We start from the raw sequence: 14,931 nt of genomic DNA, 5'->3' as shown, positions 1-14,931 counted from the left end.
AAAATGGAACGCAAGAAGTAGGAACAATCAATGCGACAAGCTTACGAGTAAGGAGTGCAGCGAATACAAGTAGCTCGATCCTCGGAAACTTAAAAAATGGAGAAAAAGTAACGGTACTAGGAAAAGCAAATGGTTGGGCGAAAATAAGCTATCAAGGAAAAGAAGGCTATGTATCTTTAGAATTTATAATAATCGGTAAAGATTCAATAGATCCAACAAGTCCAAAAAACCCTGAACAAGTAACAGAAGAACGAGCTGTTGTAAATGCGTCTTTATTAAATGTACGTAAAGATCCATCGACAGGTGCGGCGGCTGTTGGTCATTTGAAAAATGGAGAGACTGTTACAATTATAGGAAAAGAAAATGGTTGGGCAAAAATCCGTTTTAACGATGGTGAGGGTTATGTTTCATTACAATTCTTAAAAATTAAACAGGGCTCGTCTTCCTATGAAATTGTTACCTCATCACAAAAGGTTCAAAAACCAAATGAAGTAGAAGCAACACAAATTATGCAAAACATGAAAGAAGATGCTTACATTAAGAGTGACGGTAAAGTTGTAAATATGAAGCAAGGTTTCGTTCGTGCGAATGGAGTTATTAATATTTACGATATTACGACGGGTAAAAAACTCACATATGTAAAGGGTGGAGCCGATCTGAAATTTGTAAAAGCTGTTGGTGATCGTATTTATGTCCAAATTGATGGCATGACAGGTTATGTGAATATAAACGATGTTACATTACATCCGACAATGACTGGTGAGAAAACGTCGTATTATGCAACTAAAAATGGCAAGTTATATCATTATGTATACAATCCTGCAAATGGTAAATACGCAACGTATCAAATTGGTAATGCTCCGAAGCATTTAAAAGAAGGGGAGCGTTACGAAGCTTTCGATAAGAAACAAATTGGTGGACAAGATAGTTATCAATACTTTGAATATATGCCACTTCGTGCAACATCTACTTATACAGGAGATGAAATTGATAATTTCTTACGTAAATCGAATGCAAATAGTCCACTTATTGGATTAGGAAAATATTTTGTAAGTGCAGCAGAGAAATATAAGATGAATGCCGGCTACTTAGTGTCACATGCAATTTTAGAATCTGGATGGGGAACAAGTCGTATCGCACAAGATAAGAAAAATTTATTTGGCTTTAGAGCGGTAGATTCAGATCCATACAATGGTGCAACTGGATTCAAGACATGGGAAGAAGGTATTGATTTTTGTGCGGCATATATAGATAAGCATTACTTAAATCCAAGTGGAAATACATATAATGGTGGAAACTTAGGGGATAAGGCACAAGGAATGAACGTCATGTATGCAAGTGACGAAAACTGGGGACAGCAAATTGCTTCGCTTATGTATAGAATTGATGCAATGAATGGAAGTAAAGATTTAAATAAATATCGACTTGGAACGTTAACAACAGGTTCCCCGATATTTAAAAGTTTGGCTGAAGGTAAGACTGGAACTATATCTCGGAACATTATGGTAGCCATTAAGAGAACGGTTAATACACCACAAGGGTCGTATTATGAAATTGTTTCAGATAATAAAGAATACAACAGTGTCTACGTAAAAACTGGGTCTGTAAAACTTGTAAACTCTTATTAAAGGAAAACATCATCATTTGAAAATGACATCAACTGTGCTTTGCTTGGAGAGCTGTGGCAAGGTGTTGGAAGGAATGAAAATAATTGCGAGATTAAACTCGCACAAAATCGTAATCAAGCAGGAACGGTTGGATTGATTTGCCACTTCTTACATCGATATAAATAAATACTATAGGTGTTTTCATATAATTGAGAATTTATTCTTTTTTTCACTAGATAAATAATGCTACAATATAAGGGAAGAATACAATATTTTCCGTCTTGGAAAATGCTTTGTAGAAAGGAAGAAACTGCATGCCTATTATTTTAGAAAAAGGTCAAAAGATCGATTTAACGAAAGGACAACCAAAAGTAGCAAAACTACAGGTTGGCTTAGGCTGGGATCCAATTGGGCAATCAGGTGGGTTTCTGTCTTCATTATTTGGAAGTAAACCAAATGTAGATTGTGATGCATCTGTTGTTATGTTAGAAGAGGATCGTTTTGTTAATAAAAATGATTTAGTATACTTTGGAAACAAACTTTCTACTTGTGGTAGTATGATTCATTCAGGAGATAATTTAACAGGTGAAGGCGAAGGTGACGATGAAACAATCTTTGTAGAGTTACATAAAGTCCCAAGTCGTATTAACCGTTTAGTATTCGTTGTAAATATTTATGATTGTGTAAACAGACGTCAAGACTTTGGTATGATTCGCAATGCGTATATTCGTATTCAAAACCAACAAACTGGTGAAGAATTAGCACGTTACAACTTATCAGATAACTATGCTGGAAAAACGACTCTAATTGCAGGGGAAATGTATCGACATGGAAGTGAATGGAAGTTTTCAGCAGTTGGAGAAGGCACACAAGATAAAAACTTAAGTGAGATTGTATCACGTTATCAATAAAATAAGCCGAGGAGGAATTGTACATGGCATCAATTTCGTTGAAAAAAGGGCAAAAAGTAGACTTAACAAAAACGAATCCAGGTCTTTCGAAAGTTCTTGTAGGACTTGGTTGGGATACGAATCGTTATGATGGACAAGCTGATTTCGATTTAGATGTTAGTATCTTTTTAGTAGGTGCGAATGGTAAAGTTTCAGGAGCAGAGGATTTTGTCTTCTATAATAATCCAAAAGGTGCAAATGGTGCTGTAGAGCATTTAGGAGATAACCGAACTGGTGAAGGTGAAGGCGATGACGAATCCATCAAAGTAGATTTAAAAAATGTACCTGCACATATCGAACGCATTTGTTTCACAATTACAATTTACGATGGAGAAGGTCGTAGCCAAAACTTCGGACAAGTTTCTAACTCTTTCGTACGTATTTTAGATGAAGAAAAGAATGCAGAGTTAATTCGTTACGACTTAGGAGAAGATTTCTCTATTGAAACAGCTGTTGTAGTAGGTGAATTATACCGCCATGCAGGTGACTGGAAGTTCAATGCAATTGGAAGTGGATTCCAAGGTGGATTAGCGTCTCTATGTAATAACTTTGGTTTAGACGTAGAGTAATAGAGTTATATATGCATCAGTAAATATATATTTATTGATGCATATATTCTTTAAGATTAAAATATAGAGGTGAATATAAATGGCTATTCAGTTACAAAAAGGACAGAAGATTGATTTAGGTAAGACAAGTCCTGGTTTAACAAAAGCGATAATTGGTCTCGGCTGGGATATTAAATCTTACGACGGAGGATCAGATTTCGATTTAGATGCATCTGCCTTTTTATTAGATGAGAACGGAAAATGTACGAAAGAAACTGACTTTATCTTCTATAATAATCTACAGTCTCCTTGTGGATCTGTTTTACATACAGGAGATAACCGCACAGGTGAAGGTGAAGGCGACGATGAGCAACTTGTTGTGGACTTAAAGAAAGTTCCAGCAGATGTGCACAAAATTGCTATTACAGTTACGATTTATGATGCAGAAGGCCGTAGTCAAAACTTTGGACAAGTAGGAAATGCGTTCGTTCGTTTAGCGAATGAAGAAACGAATGAAGAAGTTCTTCGTTTTGATTTAGGGGAAGATTTCTCAATCGAAACAGCAGTTGTCTTTTGTGAATTATACCGTCATAATGGACAGTGGAAGTTTAATGCAGTAGGAAGCGGATTCCAAGGTGGTTTAGGTGCGCTTGTAAGAGCGTATGGCTTGGATGCATAGAAAGGAAACGATATTCGTTTCCTTTTTTTGACCTTTCTATAAATCTAGCAAAGAATAGGGGATAAAGGTAAAATGAGTATTTTGCAAGGAATCCTTGATACGTATGCTCAATTTTTTGACTTGGACATGTGGATTAAAGTGTTGCAGGATCCAGTATCTTGGGGATTAATTGGTACACTTGTTGTACTTGAAGGATTATTATCTGCTGATAATGCACTTGTGTTAGCAGTAATGGTAAAACACCTTCCTGAAGAGAAGCGTAAGAAAGCATTATTCTATGGACTTATTGGAGCTTATGTATTTCGATTTATTGCAATTGGAATTGGAATGTTCTTAATTAAATTAGCATGGGTAAAAGTGTTAGGTGCACTTTACTTAGCGTGGCTGTCAGTTAAATACTTCATTGATAAACGAAAAGGTAATGCAGAAGAAGAGGAAGCTCATGGTATGAACCAAAACAGTATTCTCTTCAGAATGTTTGGTGTCTTCTGGGGAACAGTTGCGATGGTTGAATTGATGGATATTGCATTCTCTGTAGATAGCGTACTTGCTGCATTTGGTGTATCAAATGAAGTTTGGATTCTATTATTAGGTGGAATGCTCGGTATTTTAATGATGCGCGGTATCGCTGGTGTATTCTTAAAGTTGTTAGAACGTATTCCAGAACTTGAAACGACAGCATATATTTTAATCTTAATTATCGCAGCAAAAATGTTATTGTCTGTTATTCATATTGAAATAAGTCATATGCTATTCTTTATCATTTTAGTTGTAGCATTTGGAGCAACATTTATAATTCACTACATGAAGAATTCTGGACAAGCTAAAGAAGAGGTTGCAGCTACTAAAGAAGACAATAAATAATTGAAATGGGTTTGCTCGTTTTACGAGCGCCCATTTTTTATAACCAAAAATAGTTTATAATAGAAGAAAGACTTAGAAAAAACGTAAATGTTTTTGGAGGTGAACTGTTGTGTTTTCACGTTTTACACTTCAACCATATGCATTAAAAGATGAATCGGATTTAAAGCAATTTGAAACACTTTTAGAAAAACGCCCACAATATGAGCTGACAGAGAATGAGATGAAATTTAGTTATATAGCATGCCGAATCCTTGGCGTTCCTAATGATGTAGATGAATATTTTAATGAGCTGTTTGATTATAGTGAAGCGAAAGGAATCGAGGTTTTACACGAACAAAATTTAAACAAAGTGATTGATTCAGAAAAACTTCGTCACATTCAAGAAGTGTTCGGATTACATCAAGAAGCACCAAATGGTCTGACAGTAAATAGGCTAGTGGCGCACTTATCTGGGAAACAACTTTTGCCGAAAGTGGACAATCCTGATTTACAACATTATATACATACGAAATTTATTTCTGTGCTGAAATTATATGAGAAACAACATAATCAATCTTTAAAGACAGAAGGCTTCCGTCGTTTCTTAATCGACATGATTAAATTAAGCGAAAATTACGTAGCGAAGTGGTTCTCTACGATTAACTATAAGAAACAAATGCCGCGTATCGTTTGGTACGGTGATGCACAGGAAAGCCGTATATATTTCTTATACTTTCTTATTATGCTCGGCTGCGATGTACTTTATTATCATCCAGAAGGAAAAGATGGATTTGAGAATGTTGATGACGAAGGAAGAACTTTTATTGTGTCTCATCCAGGTCGCATTTCTCTTGAACCATTTCCAGATCGCCGTCGCGAGCGTGTGGCAACAGTAGCGTATCAAGCTTCAAAAGAAATTGAACAAGTACTTCACCACGATAATTCACTGCTGTACAAGCCGTGGCAATTCCGTTCCTATACGCCTGTAGCTCGTACATTAAAAACAACATACGATGAACTCTTTTTAATTACGAAGGAAAAGGCGTTCGTACGCCCGACATTCTTTGTTGAAAATAAACACATTTATATTCCTTCTTTATTTGCGAAAATATCAGGGGTTTCAAAAAATGAGAAAGAATATTTCCAACGATTAAAGGCTGTTACATCATTTGATAACAGTTTATTAATTAATACATTCCCGTTTACGAAAGAACAGAAAGCAAATTTCCAATATCATTATCGAGATGCATTAGACCGCGGGGGGAAACTACACCCTGATCTAATGATGAACAGTCATTGGTGGCCACATAAAAGATTGCCAGAAGGATTACAACATGGTATTGCAGAGGCAATCATCCATACGTGTGAAAGTGAAATGTGTAAACCAATTGCAAAAGAGACGAAACAAGATGTAGCACTATATGTTTTCGCACAACTGTCTCAAATACCACCGAATATTTTAGAGCAGCTTGAGAAATTTGATTATTCACAAGATGTACCGAAAATTGTTATATTTAATAATGAGAAGAGTGGAGAATTGACTCGTTCTGATGCTGTTTTATTACTATTTTTAAATCAAATAGGAGTAGATGTATTCCACTTCAATCCAACAGGAAGAAACGATATTGAACCGTATATTGAAGCGGGGGCATTTGATTCACATTGGCTTGAAGAAGTTAATTTCGATCTTGAGTTTCATGGTTCATCAGCCTATAAAAATTTATCACAAACAATAAAAGGACTATTTCGTCCATTTTTATAAGGAAAGGGAGAATACCATATGAATAACCCAGTCGTACTAGATTCGAAAACAGAATTAAATGAACAAACAGCACAAGACGTTCGCTTGCAACTTAGACAAGATGCGGATGTACAACGTATTTATAATGCGGTAGATATTAAAGATCAGTTAGAATTAATTGAACTTGGAAAAGAACCTTCTATGGAAATTTCACGTTTTGCTGATCAAATTTTACATACAATGTCATTATCAAAAATAGAAGATTCGGGTGAATTATTAAAACAACTCGGTAAAATTATGGACCGATTTGATAGTAAAGACTTTGCGGAAGAGAAAAGTGGTTTCTTCTCACGTATGTTCAAAAAAGCAGATAAAATGATTGAACAAATCTTTAGCAAGTATCAAACGATGGGCCGTGAAATTGATAAAGTGTATGTGGAAATTACGAAGTATCAAGATGAAATGAAAAAATCAATTGGTACGTTAGACGGTTTATATGAGCAAAACTTAAAATATTACTTAGACTTAGAAAAATACGTAGTAGCAGGGGAAATGTTATTAGAGCGTTTAAATACAGAGTTAGTTCCAATGTATGAAGAGCGTGTACGTAACAATGATCAATTAGCAGGTATTGAATTAGAGTCCCTTAAAAACTCTGTTGAAATTTTAGAACAGCGTATTGATGATTTAGAAAAAGCACGTATGGTTGCGTTACTGACAGCACCACAAATTCGTATGATTCAACGTGGTAATAATAAATTAATTGGTAAAATCAATACAGCGTTTATCACGACGATTCCTATCTTTAAAAATGGTATCATTCAAGCAGTAAATGCGAAGCGTCAAAAGCTTGTTGCAGATTCCATGGCCGAACTGGATCGCCGTACAAATGAATTACTTAAGAAAAATGCACAAAATATCGCAACGCAAAGTGTGGAAGTAGCGAGATTATCAGGGTCTTCTAGTATTAAGATGGAAACACTTGAGGAAACTTGGAACATTATTTCAAGAGGTATGCAAGAAACACAACAAATTGAAGAACAAAATAAACGTGAGCGTGAAGAAAGTCGCAAACGTATGGCTACATTAACTGAGAACATAAAAAAAGAATTACAAGGGTAAATGAAAAGGCAATGAGGAAGAGTCCTCATTGCCTTTTAGTTTCTCTTCACTAATTTAATAATCTCATTCACAACAAGTGGAATGATACTTAATAAGAGAACAAATCCCCAATCTCGCATCGTTAATGCATGCACACCGAATATATTTGCAAGAGGTGGGATAGAGATGATACAAACTTGCATCAGAATACCGATAAGAACGGAGAAGACTAAATATTTATTTGTAAATATCCCAATTGAAAAAATGGATTTCGTTCTTGAACGCAAGTTAAATGAATGAACGAGCTGAGAAAAACTAAGAACGACAAATGCCATCGTCTGAGCGTGTAATAGAGCATCCTCATCAATTCGCTCTGGGAAAAGAGGGAATAAATTTGTATCTCCAGTATAGAATTTTGCTCCGGCGATAAAGGCTATTAGCGTCAAAAGCCCAATGACAATCCCATTGAAAATAAGGAAAGGAACGCTACCACTAAATAAGCTTTCTTTCGCATGTCGTGGTTTTTCCTTCATCACATCAGGATCTTCAGGATCAACCCCAAGTGATAATGCAGGCAGTGTATCTGTAATTAAATTCACCCACAAAATGTGAATAGGTCGTAGTGGTGTTGCCCAGCCGAGTAAAATGGCTAAAAATAAAGTGATAATTTCTCCGAAGTTACAAGAGAGTAGGAAGAGAATTGATTTTTTTATGTTACGATAAATGTTCCTACCTTCCTCAACAGCTTTCACGATAGATGAGAAATTATCATCTGTTAACACGACATCCGCTGCTCCTTTTGCAACGTCTGTTCCTGTAATGCCCATCGCTACGCCAACATCAGCTTGCTTTAAAGATGGAGCATCATTGACACCATCACCAGTCATAGAAACGATATTTCCTTTCGCGCGTAATGCTTTTATGATCTTTACTTTATGTTCTGGAGAGACCCTAGCGAATACATGTAAGTGATTAATTTTGCTTGCTAGTTCTGTATCTGAAATGTTGTCTAATTCAGTTCCAATCATAATTTCAGATACTTCTTCAGCAATGCCAAGTTCTTTTGCAATGGCAAAGGCGGTATCTTTATGATCTCCAGTAATCATAACTGTGCGAATACCGGCTTTTTTACATTCTGTAATGGAATCTTTTACTTCGGTTCGCGGTGGATCAATCATACCGACAAGACCAATAAAGATGAGGTTTTCTTCGAGATGATCTATATCCACATTACTTGAATTGTATTGTTTAAATGCGAATGAAAGTACTCTTAAAGCTTCTTGAGACATTGCCCCGGCAGCTTCTAATATTTGAGTTTTATCAGCCGCTGTTAGACCCTCAACTTTACCGTTTTTAAATATGTGGGTACATCTAGGTAAGATCTTATCTATAGCACCTTTCGTCATGCTATAATAGCTGTCATCGTATGTATGCACGGTTGACATCATTTTACGATTTGAATCGAAAGGCATCTCGTTAACGCGCTCATGTATCTTTTCTAAATGATCTTTTTGCATGTTAAAAGTGCTTCCAGCAACGAGAAGAGCAATTTCAGTCGGGTCTCCGGTTTGTGATTCGTTATTGTAAGACGCATCGTTACATAGCACCATATTTTCTAACAATAGACGTTGTGCATCATTATTTGCATTTAAATTTTCTAAATGATCATATGTGTTATCACTATAAAAGTGAGTAACGGTCATTTTGTTTTGCGTTAACGTACCTGTTTTATCTGAACAAATGATTGTGACAGAACCGAGAGCTTCAACAGCTGGTAGTTTCCGAATAATAACGTTTTGTTTAATCATGCGCTGCACACCAATTGCAAGAACGATGGAAACGATAGCTGGCAAGCCTTCTGGAATAGCTGCAACGGCTAAACTAATAGCAGTCATAAACATTTCTAACGTATCCCGGCCTTGGAAAAAGCCGATGAAAAACATAGCGATACAAATCGCTACAGCGACAAATCCTAAATATTTTCCGACTTGTGCTAAGCTTTTTTGAAGTGGTGTCATATCATCGTCTGCTTCATGTAAAAGGGAGGCAATCTTACCAATTTGTGATTTCATGCCAGTTTCAACAGCAACACCGACGCCTCGCCCGTATGTTACAAGAGTAGACATAAAGGCCATATTCTTTTGATCACCTAATGGTACTTGTTCATCACTTTGCATGGAAGGGTGGTAAATTGCATCTTTATCAACAGGGACAGATTCACCAGTTAGAGCAGATTCTTCAACTTTTAAATTTGCGGTTTCGATTAGGCGTAAATCGCATGGGATATATCGGCCAGCGTCGAGCATAACGATATCACCTGGAACGACGTTTTCAGATGGAATTTCTTTTAGTTCACCATTTCGCTTGACGATAGCTTTAGGTGTCGCCATCTTTTTCAATGCCTCTAAAGCTTGTTCTGCTTTTGATTCTTGGACGACGCCAATAACAGCGTTTAAAACGACAACGAGCGCGATAATACTGGCATCAGCCCATTCACCTACAAAGGCTGAAATAAGAGCAGCAATAATAAGAACATATACGAGGACGTCATTAATTTGGGCGAAAATACGCTGCCATAAAGTGCGTTTTTGTTTTGTAGCTAATTCATTAAAACCGTATTGCTTTAAACGCTCATTTACGATTTCATCTGTTAAACCGTGTTGTTCATTTGTTTCTAAGTCAATTAATGTTTGATTTTTCGTCTTACTGTACCAATTGCTCATAAGTAAGCACCTCCAGTAAAAACAGTTAGCAATGGTAGTGTTGCTATTATTTGTGAGTAGTATGTATGGAGAAAAATCTAAGATGAGGTTCTACTTCTATTGTACAATATTTTACAGTTGGTTGAGGGAAAGAGAAGAGTTGTCATGAATTTGTTGGAAATAAAAAGAGCCTCATAAGCGAGGCTTTTTACTTTTTAATTAATGTACCTAATTCTTCTGTAATAGCTTGCATTTCACTAATACTGAATGTTTCACGTTTCATAACGTGCTCATAAATGTCACGTAAGTCTTCGTACATTTCTTCATTAAAGCTAGCAGCTCTCATCGCTCCAGCATTAACCATACGTAATTTTTCTTTAATAGCTTCGACCATATATTCAACGTTTTCTTCTGACTTTACGGATAAATCCACCGAAGTGTCCCCCTTTAAAATAACATAAGGCTATCTTAACATTTTTTATCATTTTCGTTAATGAATCTTTTCAATCCTATTAAATTAGTAGGGATTTCCTTTATATTCACTAATTGGTTGTTTATACTATAAGTATATATTAAGAAATGCACCAAGAAGGGAAGAAACAAAATATGGTTCAAGTATTGTTTGTTTGTCTTGGGAACATTTGCCGTTCTCCAATGGCAGAAGCGATTTTTAGAAATCTTGTCGTAAAAGAGGGACTCGAAGAGAAAATTGTCATTGATTCTGCAGGAACTGGAGATTGGCATGTTGGCCATCCGCCACATAAAGGAACACAAAAAATTTTAAAAGAAAATGCAGTCACTTTTGAAGGAATTAAAGCAAGGCAAGTAGAAAAAGAAGACTTAACAAAGTTTGATTATATTATTGCCATGGACAACAAGAATATAGCAGATTTAAAAAGTTTAGGTAAAACTGGAGGCTATATTGGTAGGCTGTCCGATTTTGTTCCAGACGGTGGCTGGACAGACGTTCCCGACCCTTACTATACAGGGAATTTCCAAGAAGTATATGACCTTGTAACAGAAGGGTGTGCAAAGCTATTAGCTTTCATTCGAAATGAACAAGGAATATGAGGAAGCTTAGAAAGAAATACTTTCTAACATAAGAAATGAAAGGGTGAAGGAATATGGCAAAGAAAAATAATATTGCTCGAAACATTGCGATTGGTGTAGCTGCAGGTGTAGCTGTATCTATGTTGAAGAAAGAAAACCGTGAAAAAGTAAAAAATACTGCAGAAAAAGCAAAAACAAAGATGATTGAAATTGGTGAAAATGCAAAGATTAAAGAAAAAGTGCAAACTGTTACAGATAAAGGACGCGAACTTGCTGATTTAAATGTAGTGAAAGCGAAAGTTGCAGAAATTAAAAAATTGACGCCATCTGTTGTAGAGACGTTAAAAGAAACGAAAGAAATTTTTAGTAAGAAAAAAGTTGAGCCAGCAGAGAAGCCAGAAACAATTGAAATTCAAGCTGTATCTCCAAAAGTAGATGAACTAAAAGCAGAAGAAGAGCCAGTAGTTGCTGAAGATGGCGGTATGAAAGAAGCGCGTGAACTATTTATGAAAGACTCAAACGCAGAGGAAAAAAAAACTGAAGCGTACATTGAGTTGAAGCAAGATAAAGAAGAGAAGAAAAGCGTTTAAACATATATGAGAAAAATTTTAGAAAAGGTGAGAAGAAATCGTACTTATTCGTTTGGTAAAGATTTGTATGACCGGACGATGCGCGATGATGTAGCGGGCTTGGCAGCACAGCTCGCTTATTTCTTCTTGCTTGCGATTTTTCCTGGGCTTGTTTTCTTAATTACGCTTCTTGGATTCATTGACCTTCAAACAGAAAGTGTGCTCAACTTATTAGAACCGTACGTACCCGAAGATGCAATGTCTTTAATTGAAGTAAACGTTGATAAAGTTGTAAATGAGCAAAATGGTGGCTTATTATCATTTGGTTTATTATCAATGCTATGGTTTGCGTCAAACGGGGTAAATGCGGTGATGAATGCTTTTAATCGTGCGTATGATGTAACAGAAACACGTTCCTTTATTAAAACGAGAGCTTTATCAATTGTGTTTACATTAGCGATTATTTTTATGATTGTGTTTGCGCTAATTGTTCCAGTGTTTGGACAAGTCATTGGAGCAGCGGTATTTAAAGCAATTGGGTTATCGGATAGTTTTTCTTACGTGTGGAGCATTACGCGGTTAGTAGCGAGTTTCTTCGTGCTATTTGCATTGTTTAGTTTTTTATATACATTTGCACCAGATCGAAAGTTAAAAAGAAGAGAAGTCATTTCAGGAGCAACATTTGCTACTGTAGGATGGATTGTGGTATCGTACTCATTTGCTTATTATGTAGATAAGTTTGCGAATTACGCCAATACATATGGTGGTCTCGGTGGTATTATTATTTTAATGTTATGGTTTTATTTGACTGGATGGGTCATTTTACTTGGCGGTGAAATTAATGGTTTACTCCATCATTATAGGACGGGTGACAATAATTCCCGTAATGAAAAGTGAGCTCTTGTTCCATAATAATAGGGAATAGGGGGGATATTTCATGAGTAATAATAAAAAGAATCACAACAATAAAAATAACAATAAACAAAAGAGTAGTTCGCATCCAAAGCATAAAACGAGTGGTAGTGCGAACGGGCATAATAGCTACCATTAAAAAAAACGGGTCCTCTATGAGGGACCCGTTTCTTATTTGTTTCCTTTTAATAATCGTAAGCCATTCAAAATAACAAGAATCGTACTTCCTTCATGCCCAATAACACCGAATGGAAGAGCTAAAAATTGCAAGAAGTTTGAACAAATCAGCATTGCAATTACAGCTAGTGAAAAGATTACGTTTTGCCTTACAATACGATTCATTCGTTTTGATAAGCGGATTGCTTGAGAAAGTCGAGATAATTCGTTTTTCATAAGTACAACGTCTGCAGTTTCTAAAGCTACGTCTGTTCCTTCTCCCATCGCTACACCAATACTAGCAGTAGCGAGTGCAGGGGCATCATTTATACCATCTCCGACCATTGCTACTGTCCCGTATTTTTCTTTTAGCTTCTTAATCGTTTCAACTTTTGTTTCTGGTAAGCATGATGCGTAATATTCCTTTATATTACTTTCAGAGGCAATGGCTTTTGCTGTTTCTTCATTATCTCCAGTAATCATAATTGCTTCGACACCGATGCTTTGTAATTCGCGAATAGCAGCTATTGTTTCCTGGCGAAGTGTATCTTTTAAAGCGATGAGTCCAAGAATACCTTCTTCATCACTAATATAAACGACAGTTTTACCTTCCTTTTCAAGTGAGGCAGAAATACCATTATGAAATGTCTTTGTTTCTGCACCGATAAAGTCAGCTTTACCTATTTTATAAGCTTTGTTTTCAAATATTCCTTTTAGCCCAAAACCAGTTACATCTTCAACATTTTCTGGCTTTTGTAATGTAATGTCATGTGCATGTTGTGCATATTTAACGATAGATTCAGCTAAAGGATGTGTAGAGTGACTTTCAATTGCTGCTGTAATAGAAAGTACTTCTTTTTCTGTCATATTTTCTCGAACATATACATCTGTTACGGTAGGTTTTCCCTGTGTTAATGTTCCAGTTTTATCAAAGGCGATCGCTTTTACAGAAGCGAGGCGTTCTAAATGTATGCCACCTTTAAAAAGAATTCCGTTTCTTGCGCCGTTAGAAATTGCAGATAACGTTGCTGGTGTAATGGCAGCAACGAGTGCACAAGGAGATGCGACTACAAGTAAGATCATAGCGCGATAAAATGTTTCATTCCAGCTCCAATCCAGTAAGAAATGAGGGACGAACATCATAAGCGCAACAATGAGTAGTACACCTTTTACATATGTTCCTTCAAACTTTTCAATGAATAGTTGTGATGGTGATTTTTCACTTTGTGCACTTTGAACGAGACGAATAATCTTTTGGAATAATGTTTGATCGCTCGGCTTCGTAATTTTAACTTCGATAGCACCGCGTAAATTTACAGTACCGGCAAATACTTCATCCCCATGTTTTTTTTCATTTGGAATAGGTTCACCAGTAATCGCTGCCTCATCGATATTTGTTTCACCGCTATAAATCGTACCGTCAGCAGGAACGCGTTCACCTGGCTTAATTAAAATGATGTCGTTAATTTGTAATCGTCCAACAGGAACACGTTCTTCAGTTCCATTTGAAATACGTAATGCTTCTTCAGGCTGTAGATCAAGGAGCGCTGAAATTTCTTTTTGACTTTTGCTTAATGTATAAGATTCCATCGCACCGCTTAGTGCAAAGATGAAGATTAAAACCGCGCCTTCTGTCCAGTAGCCAATGAGTGCGGCACCTATAGCAGCAAAAAGCATAAGCATTTCGACATTTAGCTCTTTCTCTTCAATTGTATCTTCAATACCTTCTTTTGCTTTTGCATATCCACCAACTATATAAGCAAGGATATAGCAAATAATGCCTACATTCATTGCATCGTTCTTTGTAAATAACCAACCAGCTAAAATGAAAATACCAGATGCGATTGCAAATATAAGTTCATAATGTTTTTTTAACGTATCCCATAAAGAGGGATGAGAAATAGACTTTTGTACTTGTAATGTTTTTACTTCTGAGTTCATTACTACTCGCTCCTTCCAAATTCTTATTGAGAAAAATAATCAAAATCGAAACCTCTATAAAACGACGAAAGCTGCCATCCATAATGGATAGCAGCATTTCTGTTGAATCTGTTTTTAACAGTTATTATGTTG

The 14,931-nt window shown here is 36.2% G+C and carries 13 protein-coding genes; 10 read left to right on the top strand and 3 right to left on the bottom strand.

Annotated elements, in window-relative coordinates; all coding sequences use genetic code 11:
• The 7 genes from Q9B79_RS25380 to Q9B79_RS25350 form a co-directional block, all read left to right on the top strand.
• Positions 1–1,628: SH3 domain-containing protein (locus Q9B79_RS25380; protein ID WP_306188669.1), on the top strand; the 1,628-nt coding region annotated here is incomplete at its 5' end.
• 293 nt (positions 1,629–1,921) lie between these two features.
• Positions 1,922–2,518 carry a TerD family protein gene (locus tag Q9B79_RS25375; protein ID WP_306188667.1) on the top strand — a complete coding sequence of 199 codons (597 nt, stop codon included), beginning with the start codon at positions 1,922–1,924 and terminating at the stop codon, positions 2,516–2,518.
• A gap of 23 nt (positions 2,519–2,541) precedes the next feature.
• Positions 2,542–3,126 (top strand): TerD family protein, encoded by a 585-nt coding sequence (locus Q9B79_RS25370; RefSeq protein WP_000146722.1) that lies wholly within the window; start codon positions 2,542–2,544, stop codon positions 3,124–3,126.
• Positions 3,127–3,205: 79 nt separating this feature from the next.
• Positions 3,206–3,784 (top strand): TerD family protein, encoded by a 579-nt coding sequence (locus Q9B79_RS25365; protein WP_306188665.1) that lies wholly within the window; start codon positions 3,206–3,208, stop codon positions 3,782–3,784.
• 72 nt (positions 3,785–3,856) lie between these two features.
• Positions 3,857–4,648 carry a TerC family protein gene (locus Q9B79_RS25360; RefSeq protein ID WP_306188663.1) on the top strand — a complete coding sequence of 264 codons (792 nt, stop codon included), beginning with the start codon at positions 3,857–3,859 and terminating at the stop codon, positions 4,646–4,648.
• Positions 4,649–4,757: 109 nt separating this feature from the next.
• Positions 4,758–6,389, top strand: coding sequence for a YceG family protein (locus tag Q9B79_RS25355; RefSeq protein WP_306188661.1), 1,632 nt, complete (start codon positions 4,758–4,760; stop codon positions 6,387–6,389).
• Positions 6,390–6,407: 18 nt separating this feature from the next.
• Positions 6,408–7,490 carry a toxic anion resistance protein gene (locus tag Q9B79_RS25350; protein WP_001064413.1) on the top strand — a complete coding sequence of 361 codons (1,083 nt, stop codon included), beginning with the start codon at positions 6,408–6,410 and terminating at the stop codon, positions 7,488–7,490.
• A gap of 35 nt (positions 7,491–7,525) precedes the next feature.
• Here Q9B79_RS25350 and Q9B79_RS25345 read toward each other — a convergent pair whose 3' ends face one another.
• Both Q9B79_RS25345 and Q9B79_RS25340 read right to left on the bottom strand, forming a co-directional pair.
• Complete coding sequence (locus Q9B79_RS25345) at positions 7,526–10,192, bottom strand: cation-translocating P-type ATPase (RefSeq protein ID WP_306188658.1); 2,667 nt, start codon at positions 10,190–10,192, stop codon at positions 7,526–7,528.
• 187 nt (positions 10,193–10,379) lie between these two features.
• The gene (locus tag Q9B79_RS25340) at positions 10,380–10,604 is read right to left on the bottom strand and encodes a DUF1128 domain-containing protein (RefSeq protein ID WP_000366197.1); all 225 of its coding nucleotides are present in this window, start codon (positions 10,602–10,604) and stop codon (positions 10,380–10,382) included.
• Between the two features lie 173 nt (positions 10,605–10,777).
• Here Q9B79_RS25340 and Q9B79_RS25335 point away from each other — a divergent pair, with 173 nt between their 5' ends.
• Genes Q9B79_RS25335 through Q9B79_RS25325 form a run of 3 tightly spaced genes read left to right on the top strand, consistent with a single transcriptional unit; the run spans position 10,778 to position 12,687 of the window.
• Complete coding sequence (locus tag Q9B79_RS25335) at positions 10,778–11,242, top strand: low molecular weight protein-tyrosine-phosphatase (protein WP_000250916.1); 465 nt, start codon at positions 10,778–10,780, stop codon at positions 11,240–11,242.
• A 53-nt stretch (positions 11,243–11,295) separates the two neighbouring features.
• Positions 11,296–11,811 carry a DUF4075 domain-containing protein gene (locus tag Q9B79_RS25330; RefSeq protein ID WP_088297363.1) on the top strand — a complete coding sequence of 172 codons (516 nt, stop codon included), beginning with the start codon at positions 11,296–11,298 and terminating at the stop codon, positions 11,809–11,811.
• Between the two features lie 6 nt (positions 11,812–11,817).
• A complete protein-coding gene (locus Q9B79_RS25325; protein WP_001226530.1) occupies positions 11,818–12,687 on the top strand; it encodes a YihY/virulence factor BrkB family protein in 870 nt (289 codons plus the stop codon).
• Between the two features lie 186 nt (positions 12,688–12,873).
• Here Q9B79_RS25325 and Q9B79_RS25320 read toward each other — a convergent pair whose 3' ends face one another.
• Positions 12,874–14,799 (bottom strand): heavy metal translocating P-type ATPase, encoded by a 1,926-nt coding sequence (locus tag Q9B79_RS25320; RefSeq protein WP_306188651.1) that lies wholly within the window; start codon positions 14,797–14,799, stop codon positions 12,874–12,876.
• Positions 14,800–14,931 lie beyond the last annotated feature (132 nt).

The sequence above is a fragment of the Bacillus sp. MHSD_36 genome, from assembly GCF_030757775.1.
Classification (GTDB): Bacteria; Bacillota; Bacilli; order Bacillales; family Bacillaceae_G; genus Bacillus_A.
The sequence above is the reverse complement of the archived record's forward strand: the minus strand, read 5'-3'. Positions and strand labels throughout refer to the sequence as shown.

What these genes read in the sequence shown, in the direction of transcription:
- Q9B79_RS25365 (WP_306188665.1), top strand. Translation starts at nt 3,206, where the DNA reads ATGGCTATTCAGTTACAAAAAGGACAGAAGATTGATTTAGGTAAGACA.
- Q9B79_RS25375 (WP_306188667.1), top strand. Translation starts at nt 1,922, where the DNA reads ATGCCTATTATTTTAGAAAAAGGTCAAAAGATCGATTTAACGAAAGGA.
- Q9B79_RS25325 (WP_001226530.1), top strand. Translation starts at nt 11,818, where the DNA reads ATGAGAAAAATTTTAGAAAAGGTGAGAAGAAATCGTACTTATTCGTTT.
- Q9B79_RS25345 (WP_306188658.1), bottom strand. Translation starts at nt 10,192, where the DNA reads ATGAGCAATTGGTACAGTAAGACGAAAAATCAAACATTAATTGACTTA.
- Q9B79_RS25335 (WP_000250916.1), top strand. Translation starts at nt 10,778, where the DNA reads ATGGTTCAAGTATTGTTTGTTTGTCTTGGGAACATTTGCCGTTCTCCA.
- Q9B79_RS25320 (WP_306188651.1), bottom strand. Translation starts at nt 14,799, where the DNA reads ATGAACTCAGAAGTAAAAACATTACAAGTACAAAAGTCTATTTCTCAT.
- Q9B79_RS25350 (WP_001064413.1), top strand. Translation starts at nt 6,408, where the DNA reads ATGAATAACCCAGTCGTACTAGATTCGAAAACAGAATTAAATGAACAA.
- Q9B79_RS25370 (WP_000146722.1), top strand. Translation starts at nt 2,542, where the DNA reads ATGGCATCAATTTCGTTGAAAAAAGGGCAAAAAGTAGACTTAACAAAA.
- Q9B79_RS25360 (WP_306188663.1), top strand. Translation starts at nt 3,857, where the DNA reads ATGAGTATTTTGCAAGGAATCCTTGATACGTATGCTCAATTTTTTGAC.
- Q9B79_RS25330 (WP_088297363.1), top strand. Translation starts at nt 11,296, where the DNA reads ATGGCAAAGAAAAATAATATTGCTCGAAACATTGCGATTGGTGTAGCT.